The following is a 21,532-nucleotide window of genomic DNA, read 5'->3' as shown; positions in this document are numbered from 1 at the left end:
TCTGTCACTGCGCCGGGGCGGTTGCCGGTGGCGCATCGTTGGTCACCCGCAAAATTCCCCACAGCCCCGAGAGATTGCCGTAGGCGGCATAGTCCCGGAACAGGTAGTCCCCCGGCACGGCATTGACACCGCCGGCGCTGGGTAGCATGAAGCTGAAGTGCGCCGCCGGCAGCACGCTCTCCTGGGCACCGATGTACATCGCCATCGGGTTGAGGCCGAAGCGCACCGAGCCGATGCCGGACAGGCTCATCGGGAAGCCATTGGCGTCGCTCTTCTCGGCCAGGTGGTTGTGCAGCGGCCACAGGTGGCCGTCCAGCTGATAGACCATGCCGCGGCTGCCGCCGCTGGGCATGACGATATGGTTGCGCACCGGTTGCCCTGGTTTGGCGTACAGTACCGGGGTCAGCGGGTCGCCACCGACCAGGGCATTGGCATAGGCCATGTGGGCGTTGGGAACGTCCGCGAAGCCCAGACCATCGGCATGACCGAACGGTGAGTCCGGGGCCATGCCGAAGCGCAACCACAGCGGTTCGGTGCGATAGTTGACGGCCATGTTGCCGTTGTCCTGTGCATCGCCTGCCGCACCATTGCCCTCGCTGTTGAAGCTCTCCACCGGCCGGCCATCGGCCCAACGCATGTTCAGCGAGCGCTGCCAGACCGTGACGAAGTCGCGGTAGTCGGCCTGGCCGCTGACCTTGACCGTGGCCTGGGCACGACTGGCGCTGTCCTCGGTCCAGGTCGCGGTCTGCGGCAGGATGCTCATGGCACCGACCAACCCTTTCTGCGGTTGCTTGATGAAGTCCGATGGCGTCAGGTTGAGACCGCCGAACTCGATCGCAGTGGCGTTGATGGTGTCCACCGTGCGCCCCAGTTGCAGCACCGGTTTGCCGTCACGCTCCAGGTGGCCGGCGTAGTACTGGTACACCTTGCTCGGGTAGGCACCGCTGTTGCCGGCCCGTGGCGGCACGGTCTGCACCGGGTTCAGCCCGACGTTGGCGCCATCGGACTTGGTGATGTCGTAGGCCAGCAACTGGGCATGCAGGCCGACATGGCTGGATGGGCGCATCAGGTTGTTGGCAAAGGCGGTCGAGCCTTCGCTGTCGAACCGGTCGCGCTTGACCACGTTGTGCATCACGGCGGTGGTCGGCAGGTCTGGCATCACCAGCGGCAGCCGGTTTTCCAGGGTGATGCTGATGCAATCGCCCGCCGTGGCCCGCAGGATCAGCGGCTCAACCGGCACACCTGGCTTCAGCTTACCGGTGATCGGGTCCAGGTCGGCCTTGCGCACGTAGAGGATCGCGGTCGGGTCATGCAGCGGGGCACTGTGGCCGCCGATGGTGAACGCCACACCGTCCTCGACATCGACGCCGCTGACCAACGGGATGCTGGTCTTGCGGTTGTTGAACACCAGGGTACCGCCATTGGCGTTGAGCGGCCCGCCGACATGCTGGCCGATCCCGGCAGGGTCATTGATGCTGACCCCGTTGCGGTTCTCGAGGATGTCGTTGGCCAATGCCGCGACGATCTCGTAGCTGCGCTTGACCGTGCTGCGGGTGCCGATGCCGTTAGGGTTGGCGGTGGTTTTCGGGCAGATCCCATCGAAGTTCACGGTATTGCGCATGGCGACCGGCTGCGGGTTGTTAGGCAGCGGGAACAGGTCTGGGCGCTGCGCGGTGTAGTTGCGCATCACCCCCCAGATTCCGTTCCAATAGCCTTCCAGCGCGGCATCCAACGAGTACAGGTAGTCGCCGTTGGTGGCAGCGGAACTGGAAATCATCGACACCGGAGCCATGAAGCCCAGTTGCTCGGAGATACCGATCATCTGCGACGACTTCCAGCCCGAGTTGGAGCTATTGCCAAAGCCCGAACCGTTCTGCAGCCACTTCACGCCGTGCAGGGTGACGTTGTGCTCCTCTTCATGGCCCCCGGCGTGCATGCGCAGGCGCACGTTATCGCCCGAGTAGGTGCGCAGCATCGGTGTGAACGGATCACCCGGTTCGCTGCCCTGGTTGATGTGCGGTGGGAACAGCGTGGTGCCACCGGTGGGGCCGACCGCCGAGGTGATCGCCGAAGGCGCCAGGTTCATCGCCGGGATGGCGCGGTCGGTGCGGGTCTGCAAGGCATAGCTCAGGTCGCCGGCCAGGCCATCGGCCTGCATGCCGCGCTTGCCGTCCGGACCGACCTTGTTCGGGTCGAACACGCGCAGCGCCAAAGGTTCGTTGCGGTAGTTGACGACGAACATGCCAGGGTCGTCCACCGAGATCGCCTGCGGGCAAGGCCGGGTTGGGCAGCCCGGGTTGAGTCCGCCGCGCTCCTCAACGATGGCTTCGAGCAGGCTGGAGGCCTTGCCCCGCACCGGCGGATTGATGGCGTAGCGGAAGCTGTCGGCAGTGGCCGGGTACGACTGGGCATTGGGAATGCCATCGGGGCCGGCGCCGACATACACACCGGCCTCGTAGGCATGCTGGAAGTCGCTGTATTCGAGGAAGAACTCACGGTAGCTGTCGTTCTTGCCATCGCCATCGTGGTCGCCGGTCTGGATCACCGCCTGCCACGAGGTCGGGCCACCGTCTTGACGGGTCGCCGGGTTGTACAGTTGCTCACCGGTTTCGGCGTGATACCAGATGGAATTGGCAGGTTCTGCCAGCACCGTCGCATACAGGCCCAACTGCTGGTGAGTGGATGGGCCGAGGTGGTCATGGGTGAAGATGGTACCCAGGCCCCGATCGACGTTGTGCACGTTGACCAGCGGGTCGGCGAACCAACGTTGCATGGCCGTACGAGCGCCCAGCCAGTCGGCCCGACCGAAACGGCCGAAGTACGGGTGCGTCTTGGCGGTCGGACAAGCCGCCGTACCGTCCCGGGCATCGCCTTCGGTGCAAGCGTTGAAGGCACGAATGGCATGCACACGCTCGACCACGCTGCCGGGCGAGAGGATGCCGTCCTCGTAGTTCCAGCCATTGGCCGAACCGTCGGCAGCGGTCAGATCCCACTTGGGCAGGTGAATGTGCTGGCCGATCACGTCAGTCGGCGTGCGCACCTGGTAGTCGTCCATTTCGTAGAACGAAGGGATCAGGTTGGTGTGCTGGTACATGGTGCAGTCGAAGGTGTTCATGCGCATCACCAGCGGCTCTGGTGGGCGCTGCTTGGTGATGACCGGCCAGGCGTCTTCCCACAGAGCGATGATGCGCGCCTGCGGGAAGTGGTAGCCGACCTTGTTGTACACCGCGTCGAACTGGATGTTGGCACCCTTGTAGATGCGTGGGCGGTCGGCAGTGAAGACCGATGAGCCGCGGAAGCTGACGCCGGTGAGGCTTTCGCCACTGAAGAACTCACCCGCCCCTGAAGATTGGGTCAGGCGCTTGCCGCGGTCATCCATGCAGGGCTCATAGAACGGCGCGCCTGCAGTGGGCAATCCACCGTTGGTGCGAAATGCCTTGGGCACAGGCTGGCCGCCAGGTACCAGGGCATAGCTGGGGTGCTCGGCCATGGCATGGAACTGCATGGCCGCCTGTTCGACATCGGTGCCCTCTTCAGGCAGGTAGATCGGCTTGGCCTTGTGCACCACCTTGGAAAAATCGAGCTTGTTGGTCGTGGTCACCGCCTCGCCGCCGGCAGACACGCCGTCCAGGGCGTGGCGGCCAAGGCCACCGTTCCAGCCATCGACCTGGTTGGCGTCCAGGTTGGCCCACAGCGCCTTGCCGGTAGCTTTGAGCTGACGTGCCAGGTCCGGATCGAGCATGTCCAGTGGTGGAGTCGGTGGCCGGTTGCCGACGCTGCTTTCCATGCCGCCGATCCAGAATGGATAGCCTTGGTTCTTCAAGGTGCCATCGGCGTTGGTGTCGGTACGATCGACCAGCGCCAGCGACCCGATCGCCTGGCGGGCGGCAGGCTCATCGGCGTGATCGTCGCCCTCCTCGTCCTCTTCCTCGTCATCCTCGTGGCTGGCGACCAATGCTTCGGACAGTTTGGGTACCACCACCACCTTGCCTGGCATCGGCGCCATGGCCTTGCCTGGCAGCGGGACGATGGCGGGAATCGGTGTCCCGGCGATGATCTCGCCATCGGGCAAGGCCCGGGCACCTATCGCCGGCTTGCCGCTGCGCAGGGCAAACGGCGTGCTATGGAAACCGTTCTCGCCCTGGCCGCTCACCTCCAGGCGCGTCCCCTCCTCGAACACATCGTGCACCCGCCACATGGCCCACATGCCCTGGGCGAAGTGCGGGTAGAAGTGGCAGTGATAAATCGCATCGCCGGCCACACGGTTGCGGTTGCCCGAGCCGCCGTTGGCGATTTCATAGGTGTAGCCGACGCCAGCGCCGATGCCTTGGGCATCGATGTAGTCGGAGTTGTCGTCGTTGGGGTTGAACAGCCACTGGTGTCCATGGAGGTGGAAGATGTGTTGCTCGTGACCATTGTGGGTATTGCGGAACTTGGTGAAATCGCCGATGTAGCTGTGGTGCACGTTGGCAGGCTCAGCCGGGTACAGGGCCATGGTCGCCTTCACACCCGTGGCGCTGGCAGGCGGCACCTCGCCCGGGCGAATGTGTTCGAGGCCAACGTTGGCCGGTACGTCGACCAGGGTGCCGATATCGCCCACCGTGTGGGCACTGAGGAAGAATTCCTCGTAAGCGCACGACAGGCAATCGTGCATCGGCCCGACCCCCAGCCGGTTGGCCACCACTTCGGCGCCCATGCCGCCTGAACCATAGTTGATCATGAACGAGTCGCGCGCCGGTTCCAGCACGTGCCCCATCACCGGATCTGCCCAATAGCCGGGGAAGGCCTGGGTACCGGAGACTTCGTCGGCAAACTGCGAGGCGAAGTCACGAAACGCCTCGAGCCGGTTGGGCAGCGCCGGGTTGCGTTTACCGATGCTCTCCAGCGGATAGGTCGACGCCGGGAAGCTGCCGTCCTGGTTGGGTCCCATGACGATGGCATCGGTCTCGCTGTTGATGATCTGGTTGTTGTAGACCATGGCAATGATCGGCTTTCCGGCCTTGCCCTCGCTGATCCACGGCTCGCTTTGCGGGTAGCGCGCTTCGTAATCGATCACCGGTTGGCCGGTTGGCGCGCGGCCGATGGTGGCCAGACGCATTTCCTCTTCGGTGAGGGTGTTGCGGTAGGTGCGACCATTTTTGGGCACCACCACTACCTGACCGAACAGGCCATTGGAGACGTTGCCGGCATTGCCTTCACCGCCGAAGGTGGCCGCCTTGCTGGTGGCAGCGAAGGCTCCTTCGCGCTCAGCGTACAAGGTATAGCTGCGCGTATTGCCCGGGCTGACCAGGAAGTTGCCGTTGCGGCCGGTGTTGGCAGAGATATCGGCGATGCTATTGACCGCCTGCATGCCATTGACCTGGAAACCGACCATGCGCTCGGCGACCTGCTCGTCGGCGACCAGGCCTTCGCCGGCTTCGTTCTCGACCTCCTGCCCTTCGACATCCGGCCCTTCGGCTTCGATGCGGTGTTTATTAGGGTTGGCCCGGTAGTCGAGCAAGTTGGTCAGGTTGACCGTGAGGCAATCGCCGGCGGCGACCCGCAGCACGATAGGCCGCGGACGTTTGTCCGGGCGCAGGGTGACCTTGCCGGGTACGGCGGCGCCGCCGATGCTCAGGGGTATCTGCTTATCGTCCACCACATCCTCACGGAGGGCGAAGATCATGCCGTTGGCGTTCTGTGCGCCAAGACGGTTGAACATCAACGGCTGGTCCAGCGCCACCACATTGGCCACCAAGTTACGCTGGCACTGCACCGCCGCTTCGCTGGTGGCCTGCCAGCCCAGGAGGGCGAGCACAAGGGATGTCAGGACGGAGCCTTTGGTCGGGGTCGACATGCTGCACCTCCGGGACACAGGAACTCTGCTGGGAGGTGAGCAAGGTGTATGCCATTCAGGAAAGATCTTTCAGTTCAATACGTTACGTCTGCAAGCGAATCGAATTGGGGAGGATTCCCCAGTCCGTTGCCCCGAATAGGGGGATGAACTTTGATGAAATATTTTGAACGTCCGCCCCAGGCAAGATTCCAAACTTGATCCACGTCGCCCATCGCACGGAGTCTGCCTTGAACCCACAGCCCTCCCCTCTGCGTACTCGCTTTGGAGCCCAACGCATGAAAATGCCTTGCCGAGCACCTAACGCCAATCTGAAACTCGATTACGTACGCGACACCTTGTTCGGCCCAGTGGCCTTGAGCGTCGAGTGCCAGTGCCAGCTTGCTCCGGTCAACCTGCAAGGGCGCCCCGCCTTGCGTCTGCACATCTGTCCGCCGTTACCGGACAAGGTCGAGCGCGCCCATAGCGTCGCCTTCATCTGGGAAGGTTGCAGTTATCATGGCGTGGTGCGTGACCGCGGCAAGTGCGGCGATGGTGGGCTGAATCTGTTGCTCGAACTGCGATGACTGGACTGGAGCGGAGGGATCCCTGAAGAGGGCCCGTTCCGATCCGGCCGGTTGCGGTCTTGGTGCGTGTGCCCGGCCAGTTATGACTGACCGGGCGGCGGCAGTGTCAGGCGATGGCCTTGAGCGGTGGTTTCTGACTGGCCTGCAGGGCATGAAGTTGCCCGACCAGGTTCACCAGGTCACGGCAGCTGTTGAGGCTGTGCAGTGGAACGCCGGCCAGCATCACACCCTCTTCGAGGTTATCACCCTGGCCCAGGCGAATAGTCAAGGTGGTGCCATCCGCGCAGCTGACTTCACACCGATCCGGCAGGCAGGCCTGTTCGATCATCTGCCGCATTTCTAGCATCGAAACTCCTATCAACGACATGTTACGACCCTCTCTGTACTGGATGGCCTGTTGTATGTGGTTACGCCTTGATGGGGCGGAGTGCCAATTGATAATGCCCATGCCCAAGCGGCCGTCCATGCGCCAGGACAATGATCGAGCGAAGAATCCTTTAGCACCTTAGTGGAAGAGGGTCGAACGTGGCGGGCGTTCGGTCGGGTCTGGCAACCGGGCGACGGGCGGTCAACTACCCGCCTATGCCATTCGACCGAAGCGGCCAGCCTGGAAATCCTCGAACGACTCGATGATCTCCGCCTGACTGTTCATGACGAAAGGACCATAACCGACGATGGGCTCGTCGATCGGCTCACCGCTGAGCAGCAGCAGGCTCACATCTTCCAGCGCCTGGACGGCGACATCGGCGCCATCGCGCTGCAGCAGGACCAGGCTGGCGGGGCCGGCCTCGCGCTCGCCGTTGACCCGCACGCTACCGCGCAACACCACCAATGCCGCGTTGCGCCCTGGTGCAACGGGCAGATGCAACGTTGCTCCCGCGTTCAGGCGCAGATCCCAGACATCCATGCGGGTGAACGTTCGTGCCGGACCTCGGTGCCCCTGGTAGTCACCGGCGATCACTCGCAGACTACCTTTGCCGCCTTCGAGCTGTACCTGGGGGATGTCAGCGGCCAGCAAGGTCTGATAACCGGCCGGCGCACGTTTGTGCTGCGACGGCAGGTTGACCCACAACTGCACCATCTCGAGGGTGCCGCCACTGCGGGCGAAGGATGGAGCATGGAACTCTTCATGGATGATGCCGTTGGCTGCCGTCATCCACTGCACATCACCGGGTCCGATGAAGCCGCCGGCGCCGGTCGAATCACGGTGCTCCAATTCACCCTGATAGACGATGGTCACGGTTTCGAAACCTCGGTGGGGGTGTTCCCCGACGCCCCGTCGCTGTTCAGTGGGGCCGAAGTCGTGGGGCCCGGCGTAATCCAGTAACAGGAAGGGACTGATCTGGCTGGCCAGATCGTCATAGGTGAACAGGCTGCGCACCGGAAAACCATCCCCGACCCAATGGGCGTTGGGACTGCGGTGAATACCCAGGATCTTTTTCATGAGAAGTCTCCTCTCTTGGCTGGATACCACCTTACCAATGGTTGTAATCACCCGGTAGAGTGTTCAAATAGCATGGATCGTTCCACCAGCAGAACAATGAGTCGCGTCAGGCTGCAGGAAGTCCAGCACCTGCTCCGCACTCTGCCCCGGTCGCTCCTGCATGAAGCAATGACCACCCGGCATCTCCAGAATGCTCACGGCGCCATTGAGTTGCGCCAGGTACCTGACCGATTGTCGCACGAAGGGGTAGGTCTGCTCCCCATACAGGATGCGTGTTGGGGTGGTGATGCTTTTGAGCGATGCCCATAAGCGCCTGGGGAAGGAGCTGAAGACTTCCACCTCGCGGCTTGGACGGCACTTGAGTACCACCTGCTCGCCGCATTCACCAATCGCATGTTCGACATAGGCATGCAACGCAGTTTCAGCCCAATCCTTGAAAATGCCGCGCCCCTGCAACGAAACCAGCGCCGCCTGGCGGTCCGGCCAATGACTGCGCCGACGCGCGGCCATGCGCGCCAAGCCATGCTGGCGATGCAAGCCGAACAACCGGGCCGCGCCCATGACACTGAGCATGCGCCGGCTGAACAACACCGGGTCGAGCAGCACAGCGCGGCGGAACAGATGCGGCTCAGCGGCCACGATCAAGCTGGTGAGCACGCCACCGAAACTGTGGCCCATGGCGTAGCGGTCGACCTCGCCGTACTCGCCCCGCCCTGTCTCGAAAGCCTCCAGCGCCAGGGCCGCGGTGCGGTTCCAGCCAAGGAAGGGTCCGCCGTGGTCGCTGTCGCCATGCCCCTGGACGTCACACAGCCACAGGTCGAAGTGCTCGGCCAGACGCGCCAATAGCGGTTGGTAGACCAGGCAGCAAAACCCGTTGCCATGCAGGAAGTGCAGCAGCGGCCTGCCGCTGGCCGGCGATCGCCAGCCGCGCAAGGTGAAGCCTTCGGAGCAGTCGTGGGACCAGGGGATCAGCTGCATCGGTTGGTGTACTCAACAGTTCAGGAAAACGTCGATTCTACAAACAGCGACAGGCGAAACGAAATCACTCATTCATGGCGATCGGGACATTGCCTGGCATCAGCCGACACGAAAATCGGCCATTGCACCCTGTCAGTTGCGGTAGATTAGCCGTCTTGATTCGATCTGCTCTGTATTAAGGAAGCCCGATGAGCATTGTCATTCGTCCCGCCGTGCGTAGCGACGCCGCGCAGATTCTCGCCTTCATCACCGAACTCGCCGACTATGAGCGCGCCCGTCACGAGGTCGTGGCCAGCGTAGAGGACATCGAGCACAGCCTGTTCGACGAGGGCAGCACCGTGCACAGCCTGATCTGCGAGCGCGAAGGCCAGGCCATAGGTTTCGCGGTGTACTTCTACAGTTATTCGACCTGGCTTGGGCGCAACGGTATCTACCTCGAGGATCTCTATATCACCCCGCAACAACGGGGCGGCGGCGCGGGACGTGAACTGTTGCGCCACATTGCCCGTGAGGCGGTGAAGAACCGGTGTGGGCGTCTGGAATGGAGCGTGCTGGACTGGAACGAACCGGCAATCGGCTTCTACCGGTCGCTGGGGGCCGAGGCGCAGGACGAGTGGGTGCGTTACCGCCTCGATGGCGACACACTGCTGGCGTTTGCCCAAGGCTGAAGCGCGTTCCCCTGCGCTAGCCCGGGTTGAGCATGCCTAGCCATCGATAATGCAGCCCGACATATCATTGCGCGTGATAATAACCTTCGCTCCGTTCGATTCGTGCGTCACGCGCAAGACACTCACACTCCGCCCACTACTAATATATTGGCGGAGTTCTCCATGGATCACTCACTCAAACCCTTGCGCTTTCCCCTCGCCGCCCTGGCCGTGGTGATGGTCAGCGCTTGCGGCCGAACCCCCGACGCCGTGCAGGCTCCCGCCGCGCCCAAGGTCACCGTGGCCAAGGTCATCGAGCAACCGATCAACGAATGGGATGAGTTCACTGGCCGCCTGGAAGCGCCCGAAACCGTCGAAGTACGTCCGCGTGTCTCGGGCCAGATCGATCGTGTCGCCTTCACCGAAGGTGCCCAGGTCAACAAAGGTGACCTGCTGTTCCAGATCGACCCACGCCCCTTCCAGGCTGAGGTGCGTCGGCTCGAAGCCCAACTGCAACAGGCCAAGGCCACCGCCATCCGCAGCGCCAACGAAGCCCGCCGTGGCGAGCGCCTGCGCGACAGCAACGCCATCTCCGCGGAGCTGGCCGAATCGCGTAGCAGCGCTGCCGCCGAAGCCCGTGCCGGGGTCGACGCGATCCAGGCACAACTCGACCTGGCCCGCCTGAACCTGAGCTTCACCCGTGTCACCGCGCCGATCAGCGGCCGCGTCAGCCGTGCCGAATACACCGCCGGTAACATCGTCACCGCCGATGTCACACCGCTGACCAGCGTGGTGTCCACCGACAAGGTCTACGCCTATTTCGACACCGACGAGCGCGTATACCTCAAATACACGCAGTTGGCCCGTGAAGGCCAACGTGGTCAGAGCACACCGGTCTATCTGGGCCTGACCAACGAAACCGGCAATCCGCACCTGGGCCACATGAACTTCGTCGACAACCAGGTCAACCCACGCACCGGCACCATCCGCGGTCGTGCGGTGTTCGACAACCGCGACGGCCAGTTCACTCCCGGCCTCTATGCCCGCCTCAAACTGGTCGGCAGCGCCCAATACGACGCCGTGCTGATCAACGACGAAGCGGTCGGTACCGACCTCGGCAAGAAGTTCGTGTTGGTCATGGACAAGGACAACAAGGCTGCCTACCGCGCCGTGGAGCTGGGGCCCAAGCTCGAAGGACTGCGCATCGTGCGCAGTGGCCTGGACAAAGGTGACCGCATCGTGGTCAAGGGCCTGCAACGGGTACGCCCGGGCTCGCCGGTCACCCCCGAAGAAGCACCGATGGCCAGCGAGCAGACCCTCGCCGCCCTCGCCCAGCAGCGCCAGGCCCTGGAGGCCAGCAACCCGTCGCCAAGCGTGGCGGGCTCAAACGAAAAAGCCAGCAGCGCCAAGACGCCGCGCGGTTAAGGGATCACACCGATGAATTTTTCCTCCTTTTTCATCACCCGGCCGATCTTCGCCGCGGTGCTGTCGCTGGTGCTGCTGATTGCCGGCGCCATCTCGCTGTTCCAGTTGCCGATCAGCGAATACCCCGAAGTGGTTCCGCCCACGGTCGTGGTGCGCGCCAACTTCCCCGGCGCCAACCCAAAGGTCATCGGCGAAACCGTGGCCGCGCCACTGGAGCAGGCCATCACCGGTGTCGAGAACATGCTCTACATGTCCTCTCAGTCCACCGCCGATGGCAAGCTGACCCTGACCATCACCTTCGCCCTGGGTACCGATCTGGACAACGCCCAGGTCCAGGTGCAGAACCGTGTCACCCGCACCCAGCCCAAGCTGCCCGAGGAAGTGACCCGTATCGGTATCACCGTCGACAAGGCCTCGCCCGACCTGACCATGGTCGTGCACCTGACCTCGCCGGATAAGCGCTACGACATGCTCTACCTCTCCAACTACGCCATCCTCAACATCAAGGACGAACTGGCGCGTCTCGGCGGCGTGGGCGACGTTCAGCTGTTCGGCATGGGCGACTATTCCCTGCGGGTGTGGCTCGACCCGAACAAGACCGCTTCGCGCAACCTGACCGCCAGCGACGTGGTCGCAGCCATTCGCGAGCAGAACCGCCAAGTCGCCGCTGGCCAACTGGGGGCGCCACCCGCACCAGGCTCGACCAGTTTCCAGCTGTCGATCAACACCCAGGGGCGTCTGGTCAACGAAGAAGAGTTCGAGAACATCATCATCCGAGCCGGGGCCGACGGCGAGATCACTCGCCTGAAGGACATCGCTCGGGTCGAGCTGGGCTCCAGCCAGTACGCCCTGCGCTCGCTGCTGAACAACCAGCCGGCGGTGGCCATTCCGATCTTCCAGCGCCCGGGCTCCAACGCTATCGAAATCTCCGATGAAGTGCGGGCGAAGATGGCCGAGCTGAAGAAGGACTTCCCCGAAGGGATGGACTACAGCATCGTCTATGACCCGACCGTGTTCGTGCGCGGTTCCATCGAAGCCGTGGTGCATACGCTGTTCGAGGCTCTGGTGCTGGTCGTACTGGTGGTGATCCTGTTCCTGCAGACCTGGCGCGCCTCGATCATCCCGTTGATGGCCGTACCGGTGTCGCTGATCGGCACCTTCGCGGTGATGCACTTGTTCGGATTCTCGCTGAACGCCTTGTCATTGTTCGGTCTGGTACTGGCCATCGGCATCGTTGTGGACGACGCCATCGTCGTGGTGGAGAACGTCGAGCGCAACATCGGACTGGGCCTCAAGCCACTGCAAGCCACCCAGAAGGCCATGAGCGAAGTGACCGGTCCGATCATCGCCACCGCCTTGGTGCTGTGCGCCGTGTTCGTGCCGGCAGCGTTCATTTCCGGCCTCACCGGGCAGTTCTACAAGCAGTTCGCCCTGACCATCGCCATTTCCACGGTAATCTCCGCGTTCAACTCGCTGACCCTGTCGCCGGCGTTGGCCGCCGTACTGCTCAAGGACCATCACGCGCCCAAGGACCGCTTCTCGCGGATACTGGAACGACTCCTGGGTAGTTGGCTGTTCGCACCGTTCAACCGCTTCTTCGAGCGTGCCTCCGGCCGTTACGTCGTCGGCGTGCGTCGGGTCATCCGCTCCAGCGGCATCGCTCTGTTCGTGTATGCCGGGTTGATGGGCCTCACCTACCTCGGCTTCTCATCGACTCCGACCGGCTTCGTTCCGGCCCAGGACAAACAGTACCTGGTGGCTTTCGCCCAGTTGCCGGACGCGGCCAGCCTTGACCGTACCGAGGCGGTGATCAAGCGGATGAGCGAAATCGCGCTGGAGCAGCCCGGGGTGGCTGACTCGGTAGCCTTCCCTGGTCTGTCGATCAACGGCTTCACCAACAGCCCCAACAGCGGCATCGTGTTCACCCCACTCAAGCCGTTCGAGGAGCGCAAGGATCCAAGCCAATCGGCTGCGGCCATCGCTGCGGCGCTGAACGCCAAGTTCGCCGACATCCAGGACGCCTACATCGCGATCTTCCCCCCACCACCGGTCCAGGGCCTGGGCACCATCGGCGGATTCCGCCTGCAGATCGAGGATCGCGGCAACCTGGGCTACGAAGCGCTGTACAAGGAAACCCAGAACATCATCGCCAAGAGCCACGAGGTGCCGGAGCTTGCCGGTCTGTTCACCAGCTATCAGGTCAACGTGCCGCAGGTCGATGCCGCCATCGATCGGGAAAAAGCCAAGACCCACGGCGTGGCGATCAACGACATTTTCGACACCCTGCAGGTCTATCTGGGTTCGCTGTATACCAACGACTTCAACCGCTTTGGCCGCACCTACCAGGTCAACGTCCAGGCCGATCAGCAGTTCCGTCTCGACGCCGAGCAGATCGGCCAGTTGAAGGTGCGCAACAACCTGGGCGAGATGATCCCGCTGGCGACTTTCCTCAAGGTCAGCGACACCTCCGGACCTGATCGGGTCATGCACTACAACGGGTTCATCACCGCCGAGATCAACGGCGCCGCAGCTCCAGGCTACAGCTCCGGGCAGGCCGAGGCGGCTATCGAGAAACTGCTGGCTCGGGAATTGCCCAATGGCATGACCTACGAATGGACCGACCTGACCTACCAGCAGATCCTCGCTGGCAATACCGCACTGCTGGTGTTCCCGCTGTGCGTGCTGTTGGCCTTCCTGGTGCTGGCGGCCCAATACGAAAGCTGGAGCCTGCCGTTGGCGGTGATCCTGATCGTGCCGATGACCCTGTTGTCAGCCATCACCGGGGTGATCATCTCCGGCGGTGACAACAACATCTTCACCCAGATCGGCCTGATCGTACTGGTGGGCTTGGCGTGCAAGAACGCGATCCTGATCGTCGAGTTCGCCAAGGACGAGCAAGCCAAGGGGCTCGACCCACTGGCCGCGGTGCTGGAAGCGTGCCGCCTGCGCCTGCGACCGATCCTGATGACCTCGATCGCCTTCATCATGGGGGTGGTACCGCTGGTGTTCTCCTCCGGCGCCGGTGCCGAAATGCGCCATGCCATGGGTGTGGCGGTGTTCTCGGGGATGATCGGCGTGACGGTGTTCGGGCTGTTCCTGACTCCGGTGTTCTTCTTCCTGATCCGTCGTTTCGTGGAGCGTCGCCAGGCCCGCAAGGCCGCGTCCGCGCCATCGCTGGAGAGCCATGCATGAACCTGCTCAAACCCCTGACCCCGAGCCTGCTGGCCCTGGCCTTGGCGGCCTGCGCAGTGGGCCCGGACTACCAGGCCCCGGCCACCGAGCCGGCCAGCCTGGGCAGTGACGCCCAAGCCAAGGCGTTCGACCGCAGCCACTTCGAAAGCATCTGGTGGAAGCAGTTCGACGACCCTGTGCTGAACCAATTGGTACAGGCTTCACTGGACGGTAACCGTGATCTGCGCGTGGCGTTTGCCAGGCTCAAGTCGGCACGGGCGATTCGCGAGGATGCCGAGAACGACACCTTCCCGGTAGTGACGAGCCGCGCCAGCAGCGAAATCGGCAAGGGCCAGGTACCGGGAGAAACCGAACAGCGGGTCAACAGCGAACGCTACGACCTGGGTCTGGACATGGCCTGGGAGCTCGACCTGTTCGGTCGCATCCAGCGCCAGATCGAAGCCAGCGAAGCCCAGGAAGCAGCGGCCCAGGCCGACCTGCAGCAATTGCAGGTCAGCCTGATCGCCGAGCTGGTCGACGCCTATGGGCAACTGCGTGGCGCGCAACTGCGCGAACAGATCGCCCTGGCCAACCTCAAGACCCAGCAGGAATCGCGCACCATCACCGTTAGCCTGCGCGATGCCGGGGTTGGTAACGAGCTCGACGTAGTGCGCGCCGATGCCCGCCTGGCAGGTGTCGAAGCCAATGTGCCGCAACTGCAGGCCGAACAGGTGCGAGCGCGCAACCGCATCGCCACCCTGCTCGGCCAGCGTCCGGACGCGCTGAGCGTCGATTTGTCGCCTCGGGCGTTGCCGGCCATCGCCAAGGCCCTGCCGGTAGGCGATCCCGGCGAGCTGCTGCGCCGCCGTCCGGACATCCGCAGCGCCGAACGCCGGTTGGCCGCCGCCACCGCCAACGTTGGCGTGGCTACCGCCGACCTGTTCCCACGGGTCAGCCTCAGCGGTTTCCTGGGCTTCACCGCGGCGCGCGGCTCGCAGATCGGATCATCGGCGGCCAATGCCTGGGCACTGGGCCCAAGTATCACCTGGGCTGCTTTCGACCTGGGCAGCGTGCGGGCACGCTTGCGCGGGGCCAAGGCCGACGCCGAAGGTGCGCTGGCCAGCTATGAGCAGCAGGTGCTGCTGGCCCTGGAGGAATCGGCCAATGCCTTCAGTGACTATGGCAAGCGCCAGCAGCGCCTGCTGTCGCTGATGCGCCAAAGCGACGCCAGCCGCAAGGCCGCGGACCTGGCCTCGGTGCGCTATCGCGAAGGCACCGTCGACTACCTGGTGCTGCTGGACGCCGAGCGGGAACGGCTGAGCGCCGAAGATGCCCAGGCCCAGGGCGAGGTCGAGTTGTATCGCGGCATCGTCGCCATCTACAAGGCCCTGGGCGGTGGCTGGCAACCCGAGACGGTGGCCAGCGCGCACTGATTCAACGACTCCTTTGGTTGGCTCCTCCCCCAACCGTTTGCCCCGCGGGCTGTTGCCAGCGGGGCTTTTTTTTGTTTCCAACGCTCCATAGACCTCAAGACCTGAACTGGACGTCGGCCAGGCTGCACAACTTGCAGCACGCGCCGTTCTGCCCCAAGCTCTGCCCTTCTTCTGTCATGGACCACCCGATGCCCAGACGCCACCGTTACCTGATCGTCGTGCTGCTGCTGATCCTGGTATCGGTCACGATCGCCTACCTGCGCCACGCACCGCCAGCGGCCACGCCCAGCCTGCCGCCGCACAGCTATGCCAAAGCGCTGCGCCAGGCGCACGACGGTCTGCCCGGTGCGGCACGGGTGCTGTACCAGCAGTTGCAGCGCCAGGACCTCACCGCCATCCGTCGCGCCGCGCTCTACGCCGAGTTGCCCAACTACCCGTCGCCACAGGCTTTGAAACTGGCACGCCATGACCTGGCAAACGATGATCCGCTGGTACGTCGGGCCGCGATTGCCAGCGTGCGCCGGTTGCTGCCCGCCGCGCAGCGCAGCCTGGTGTTGGGATTGCTGCTCGATGATGACGATCAGAGCGTGCGCTTTGCCGCGGTCGATGCCCTGCTCGGCCTCGATCCGGACGCCATCGGCCTCTACTTCGGGCCGTTGCAGACGGCCCTGGAACAGTATCAGCAAGCGCTGGAGCAACAACCGGACGATGCCGCGGCACAAGTGCACCTTGCTCGCCTGTACCTGCATGAGAACGACTACGCCCACGCAGCCCAGGCGCTGCAACGCAGTCTCGCCGTGGCGCCCGACAACCTCGAAGCGCTGGCCACCCAGGTCAGGCTGCTCGAGCGCCAGGGTCAGCATGACGCATCGCGTGAGGTGCTGGCCAAAGCCCTGGCCCTGCGCCCTGACTCCGCGTTCCTGCAGTACGAACTGGGGCTTTGGCTCAATCGTCATCAACAAGCGGAATACGCGCTGCTGGCATTATCGCGGGCGGTGGAACTCAAGCCGGACAATCCGGACTACCGCTACACGCTAGCGGTCACCCTGCATTCCCTGGAGTTGGTCGACGCGGCGCAGAAGCAGTTGGAAACGCTGCTCAGCCACCAACCCGCCAACCGCAAAGCGCGCCTACTGCTGATCCAGTACTGGAAGGAAACCGGCCAATTGCAGAACGTCCAGGTGCTGCTGGCCGAACTGGAGCGGCAGAACCCGGATGATCCCATTCTTCAGCAAGGCCTGTAGACGCGCATTCAGCCACCGAGCATGCTCACCGCCTTGCATGCCAGGCTCTCCAGTGAAAACGGCTTGAGCATCAGCGCCGTGCCGGGTTGTTCCAACAGCCGCGGCTCGATCGGCGCGTCGGTGAACCCGGTGATGAACAGGATCTTCTGTTCCGGGTTGAGCATGCGCAGGGTCTTTGCCAACTGACGGCCACTGAAGCCACCGGGAAGCCCGATATCGGTTATCACCAGATCGAACGGGCCGTCCTGCTGAAAGCGCTCCAAGGCGCCGTTGGCATCCAGTGCATCAGCGACGATGAAGCCGCGTTCATCCAGGTACTCGCGCATCAATGTGCGCAAATTGAGTTCGTCGTCGACGAGCAATACCCGTTGTCCCTCGGCAGGTCGGTCACTCGGTGGCGGCACGCTGGGCTCTGGCGGCAGTACTTCAGGGCTGCGGGGAAACAGCATGGATACCCGCGCGCCTGCGCCAGGGCTGGACTCGATCCACACGTAGCCACCGGACTGGCGCACGAATCCGTAGACCATCGCCAGACCCAGACCGGCGCCCCGCCCGACCGGTTTGCTGGTGAAGAAGGGCTCGAACGCCCGACTGATTTCTTCAGATGACATACCGTGGCCGGTGTCTTCGATGTGCAAGGCAACGTAGTCCCCGGGCGGCAAGCCGCCCTCTTCCGGAAAAGCGCTGACAAGACGCTCGTTGACGCTGCGAATGGTCACGCTGCCCCGCTCCAGGCAGGCATCGCGGGCGTTGGCGCAGAGGTTGATCAACGCGTTGTCCAATTGGCCGGTATCCAGAAAGACTGGCCACGGCAACACATCGAGCTGCCATTGCAAGCGCATCTCGGCGCCGAGCGTCTGGCGCAGCAACGGTTCCACGCCCGACAAGTGCCGATTGATGTCCAGAGGCCGGGGTGCCAGGGGCTGCTTGCGTGAAAACGCCAGCAGGCGGTGGGTCAGCCCCATGGCTCGCTGCACCGAATCGAGCGCCAGGCTGGTGTAGCTTTCCAGGCCCTCGGTACGGCCCTGCGCCAATCGGCGCTGCAGCAACTCAAGGCTACCGCCGATGCCCGACAGCAGGTTGTTCATTTCATGGGCCATCCCGCCCGCCAATTGCCCGACCGCTTCAAGCCGCTGACTATCGCGAATCAGCGCTTCGGCCTGGCGCATCGCCTCTTCGCGCTCTGCGGTGATATCCCGGCCAACCGCGGTGAAGCGCTCGCCATCGAACTTGGCAGTCCAGCGGAACCGCCGGTAATGCCCATCCTGGTGCCGCAGGCGTGTCTCGATCGGCTCATCGAGCTTGCCGTGCACCACGTCGATCACCGCCACCTGGACTTCCGTTCGGTCGGCCGGGTGCACCATGTCGAGAATGGGCAGGTCCATCATCTGCTCCTCGCTCCAACCGAGGATCCGGTACAACGCCGGGTTGGCGGCATGGAACTTGAGTTCGCGAGTGACCATCACCATCGCGTCACGCGATAGCTCCCAAATGTGCTCACGGTCGGCCATGTAACGGGCGATCTGGGCCTCGAAACTCTGCGTCTGGCAGCGCCAGGCCTCACGGGCGGCAACGCTGGCGGTGCTGTCGATCACGGTGTGCAGGAAGCCGGCTACGTCACCGTTTTCGTCGCGCACCGGTGAATAGCTGAAGGCAAAATAGGCCGTGTCTCCTTTGTCGTTCAGCGCGATGCACACAGGCTGGTCTTCGATGAAGCTCGACTGCCCCTCCATCACCTTGAACACCCAAGGCCCCATGTTTTCCCAAGCACCGCGCCAGACCTCGTCGAAGCGTTGCCCCAAGGCATCGAACGCAGCGCCGCCTAGCGCCAGGTATGCCGCGTTACACACCACGGTCATCGCACCGCCCCAGACGACTGCGCTGGGAAAGGGCGAAGCCAGCATCATGTCCACCGCGATGCGCAGCGTGGCCGGCCAGCGTGGCAGTGGTCCGAGAGGCGTCCGTGACCAGTCGAACCCGGCCAGGTACTTGCCCGGCAGGTCGCCGCTGGTCGAGTTGGGTGCCAGCAGCACGGCTGGGGCGTTGGGCCTAGGTGTAGGAGTGGTAGCAGCCAAACCCTGATCCTTGTCCGATTCCAGTGGAGTTCTGGCATCATCGGTGCCAATGGCCAGGTCTGCAAGCCTCGATGTCGCTGGGTACCCCCATTTCTCCGTTGCAGACCCTCCCCTGGCAGCACGCGAAACCACGACTATGCTCATCAAGCCTGCACGCTTGCTTGCAACGACGCCCTCACCCGCTATTCGAAGGGAACCTGATCATGAGCAAGAAGATCCTGGTGGTACTGACCAATACGGCGAAATACCCCGGTTTGAACCGCGCCACAGGGCTATGGCTGGGAGAGGCGGTGCATTTTGTCGACACCGTGCAACAAGCGGGTTACAGCGTCGACTACGTCAGTCCCGGGGGTGGTTATGTACCGATCGACCCGCACAGTTTGCAGATGGCCCCGGCGTTGGACTGGCAATGGTACGACGACAAAGCATTCATGAACCGCCTGGGCGCAACCCTTTCTCCCGGCCAGGTCAAGGCTGAGCAATACCGCGCCATCTACTACACCGGCGGCCATGGCGTCATCTATGACTTCCCCGAAGACGCCGCACTGCAGGCCCTGGCCCGGTGCATCTATGATGACCAGGGTGTTGTCGCCGCCGTTTGCCACGGCGTCGCGGGTCTGCTCAACGTCAAGCTAAGCGACAACAGCCTGCTGCTTCGCGACCGACAGATCACCGGTTTTTCCAATACCGAAGAAAAGCTCGCGGAGCTGGACAAGGTCGTGCCGTTTCTCACCGAAAACGAACTGGTCGCCCGCGGTGGTCGCTACGTCAAGCACGAGGACCCCTGGGCAGCCTTCGTGGTCAGCGATGACCGGCTGATCACCGGGCAGAACCCGGCGTCAAGCGCCGGGGTCGCCGACGCGGTGCTCAAAGCGCTGGCTGCGAAATGACTCCTACATGGCGGCGCTCCTAATCCGAGGCGCGTGCGTCAAACGGATTACAGTCGCCACCCAGGTGCAACCGTAGGCTCGTGTTCTCTTCGGTGCCCGTGTCGGGCACTCATTGGATACGAGGACAAAGGCCGATGGCGATCGAGCTGAAGGCGCACCGTGGCTTGCTGGCACCGGCGTTGATCGTGGCGATCGGTGTATTGCCGCTGGTGTTCGGATTCATGGTGATGACGCTGCAGTTGGACAGGCAGCTGGAAGCGAATGTACGCCAGTCAGTCGCCCACACGTTGCAGGCGGTCGACCAACTGCTCGACCAGATGCAGGTCAACAGACTGGAGGCGCTGGTCCTGCCCGGCCATCGCGGAGCCGAGGCACTGGCCGGCCTGCAGGCCGAACTGGCACGCGACCTGCGCCTGCAAAGCCTCACCCAGGCCAACAGCGACCTGACGCTTCAAGTCGAATTGGCCGGCATAGCCATCTGGGGCCACCGTGGCGACGATGACCGCCATCCGGCCTATCGCGGCGAGTTTCTCCAGCACGCCCACTCCAGCAAGCACGGCTACACCGTTCAAGGCAGTTACAGCCCTGGGCATACCGGACGCCAGGCGCGCCAGTCGATGTTGCAGGTATTACCCTCGCTGGCGCTGGTGAGCATCATGACCGGTGCGACCGGCTACCTGGGCCTGACCAGGTCGCCGCGCCGCTTGCGCACCGTTCAGGGCAGCGTTTGAAGGGGATCAGTCTACGTTCAGCACGCCACGGCGCACCTGATCACGCTCGATGGATTCGAACAGTGCCTTGAAGTTGCCCTCGCCAAAGCCATCGTCCCCCTTGCGCTGGATGAACTCGAAGAACACCGGCCCGAGCAGGGTTTCCGAGAAGATCTGCAATAGCAGACGCTGGTCGCCGGCGTCGGCGGCGCCGTCGAGCAGGATACCGCGGGCCTGCAGTTGATCTACCGGCTCGCCGTGTCCAGGCAGGCGCTCTTCGAGCATTTCGTAGTAGGTCTGCGGCGGCGGTGTCATGAAGCGCATGCCCAACCCTTTGAGCGCGTCCCAGGTCTTGAGCAGGTCATCGGTGAGGAACGCCACGTGTTGTATGCCTTCGCCGTTGAACTGCATCAGGAACTCTTCGATCTGACCGGCGCCCTTGGAGGATTCCTCGTTCAGCGGGATGCGGATCATGCCGTCCGGCGCAGTCATCGCGCGCGAGGTCAGGCCGGTATACTCGCCCTTGATGTCGAAGTAGCGGATCTCGCGGAAGTTGAACAGCTTCTCGTAGAACCCCGCCCAATAGGCCATGCGTCCGCGATAGACGTTGTGGGTCAAGTGGTCGATGATCTTCAGCCCGGCACCGACCGGATGGCGATCGACACCTTCGATGAAGTTGAAGTCGATGTCGTAGATCGAGCTGCCTTCTTCATGACGGTCGATCAGGTACAGCGGGGCGCCGCCGATGCCTTTGATGGCAGGCAAACGCAGTTCCATCGGACCGGTTTCGATTTCCACCGGCTGGGCGCCCAGTTCCAGGGCACGGGCATAGGCCTCATGGGAGTTGCGGACGCGAAACGCCATGCCGCACACCGACGGGCCGTGCTCGGCGGCAAAGTAGGAGGCGATGCTGCGCGGTTCGTTGTTGAGGATCAGGTTGATGCCACCCTGACGATACAGGTGCACATCCTTGGAGCGGTGGGTGGCCACCTTGGTGAAGCCGAGCATCTGGAACACAGGTTCCAGCACACCAGGGGTTGGCGACGCCAGTTCGATGAATTCGAAGCCCATCAGGCCCATTGGGTTATCAAAGAGATCTGCCATGTTCGTGTCCTC

14 protein-coding genes are annotated in these 21,532 nt (G+C 63.3%); 8 read left to right on the top strand and 6 right to left on the bottom strand.

Annotation, left to right across the window (positions count from 1 at the left end):
- Nucleotides 1–4 precede the first annotated feature (4 nt).
- On the bottom strand, nt 5–5,836 hold the full coding sequence (gene mnxG / locus KY379_RS05660; RefSeq protein WP_261239460.1) for a manganese-oxidizing multicopper oxidase MnxG: 5,832 nt from the start codon (nt 5,834–5,836) through the stop codon (nt 5–7).
- Between the two features lie 275 nt (nt 5,837–6,111).
- Between mnxG and KY379_RS05655 the strand changes: the two genes are divergently transcribed.
- Nucleotides 6,112–6,399, top strand: coding sequence for a hypothetical protein (locus KY379_RS05655; protein WP_133324142.1), 288 nt, complete (start codon nt 6,112–6,114; stop codon nt 6,397–6,399).
- A 106-nt stretch (nt 6,400–6,505) separates the two neighbouring features.
- Here KY379_RS05655 and KY379_RS05650 read toward each other — a convergent pair whose 3' ends face one another.
- The 3 genes from KY379_RS05650 to KY379_RS05640 form a co-directional block, all read right to left on the bottom strand.
- Nucleotides 6,506–6,766 carry a DUF1652 domain-containing protein gene (locus tag KY379_RS05650; protein ID WP_133324143.1) on the bottom strand — a complete coding sequence of 87 codons (261 nt, stop codon included), beginning with the start codon at nt 6,764–6,766 and terminating at the stop codon, nt 6,506–6,508.
- 213 nt (nt 6,767–6,979) lie between these two features.
- Nucleotides 6,980–7,843, bottom strand: coding sequence for a pirin family protein (locus tag KY379_RS05645; protein WP_261239461.1), 864 nt, complete (start codon nt 7,841–7,843; stop codon nt 6,980–6,982).
- A gap of 63 nt (nt 7,844–7,906) precedes the next feature.
- A complete protein-coding gene (locus KY379_RS05640; RefSeq protein WP_261239462.1) occupies nt 7,907–8,821 on the bottom strand; it encodes an alpha/beta fold hydrolase in 915 nt (304 codons plus the stop codon).
- A 188-nt stretch (nt 8,822–9,009) separates the two neighbouring features.
- Between KY379_RS05640 and KY379_RS05635 the strand changes: the two genes are divergently transcribed.
- From KY379_RS05635 to KY379_RS05615, 5 genes are all read left to right on the top strand, one after another.
- A complete protein-coding gene (locus KY379_RS05635; protein ID WP_133324146.1) occupies nt 9,010–9,489 on the top strand; it encodes a GNAT family N-acetyltransferase in 480 nt (159 codons plus the stop codon).
- A gap of 162 nt (nt 9,490–9,651) precedes the next feature.
- The gene (gene mexE / locus KY379_RS05630) at nt 9,652–10,893 is read left to right on the top strand and encodes a multidrug efflux RND transporter periplasmic adaptor subunit MexE (RefSeq protein ID WP_133324147.1); all 1,242 of its coding nucleotides are present in this window, start codon (nt 9,652–9,654) and stop codon (nt 10,891–10,893) included.
- A 12-nt stretch (nt 10,894–10,905) separates the two neighbouring features.
- Complete coding sequence (locus KY379_RS05625) at nt 10,906–14,085, top strand: efflux RND transporter permease subunit (RefSeq protein ID WP_133324148.1); 3,180 nt, start codon at nt 10,906–10,908, stop codon at nt 14,083–14,085.
- Nucleotides 14,082–15,497 (top strand): efflux transporter outer membrane subunit, encoded by a 1,416-nt coding sequence (locus KY379_RS05620; RefSeq protein WP_261239463.1) that lies wholly within the window; start codon nt 14,082–14,084, stop codon nt 15,495–15,497. Before KY379_RS05625 ends, KY379_RS05620 begins: the two co-directional genes overlap by 4 nt.
- Before the next feature lie 188 nt (nt 15,498–15,685).
- On the top strand, nt 15,686–16,741 hold the full coding sequence (locus KY379_RS05615) for a tetratricopeptide repeat protein (RefSeq protein ID WP_261239464.1): 1,056 nt from the start codon (nt 15,686–15,688) through the stop codon (nt 16,739–16,741).
- Between the two features lie 8 nt (nt 16,742–16,749).
- On the opposite strand, the gene KY379_RS05610 is transcribed toward KY379_RS05615, so the two are convergent.
- Complete coding sequence (locus KY379_RS05610) at nt 16,750–18,816, bottom strand: PAS domain-containing sensor histidine kinase (RefSeq protein WP_133324151.1); 2,067 nt, start codon at nt 18,814–18,816, stop codon at nt 16,750–16,752.
- A 203-nt stretch (nt 18,817–19,019) separates the two neighbouring features.
- Between KY379_RS05610 and KY379_RS05605 the strand changes: the two genes are divergently transcribed.
- The gene (locus KY379_RS05605) at nt 19,020–19,706 is read left to right on the top strand and encodes a type 1 glutamine amidotransferase domain-containing protein (protein ID WP_261239466.1); all 687 of its coding nucleotides are present in this window, start codon (nt 19,020–19,022) and stop codon (nt 19,704–19,706) included.
- Nucleotides 19,707–19,840: 134 nt separating this feature from the next.
- Nucleotides 19,841–20,437, top strand: coding sequence for a hypothetical protein (locus tag KY379_RS05600; protein WP_196171672.1), 597 nt, complete (start codon nt 19,841–19,843; stop codon nt 20,435–20,437).
- Nucleotides 20,438–20,443: 6 nt separating this feature from the next.
- On the opposite strand, the gene hppD is transcribed toward KY379_RS05600, so the two are convergent.
- Nucleotides 20,444–21,520: a 4-hydroxyphenylpyruvate dioxygenase gene (gene hppD / locus KY379_RS05595; RefSeq protein ID WP_133324154.1), complete on the bottom strand. Its 1,077-nt coding sequence runs from the start codon at nt 21,518–21,520 to the stop codon at nt 20,444–20,446.
- Nucleotides 21,521–21,532: the final 12 nt, after the last annotated feature.

The sequence above is a fragment of the Pseudomonas sp. HD6422 genome, assembly GCF_025377065.1.
GTDB lineage: Bacteria > Pseudomonadota > Gammaproteobacteria > Pseudomonadales > Pseudomonadaceae > Aquipseudomonas > Aquipseudomonas putida_U.
The sequence above is the reverse complement of the archived record's forward strand: the minus strand, read 5'-3'. Positions and strand labels throughout refer to the sequence as shown.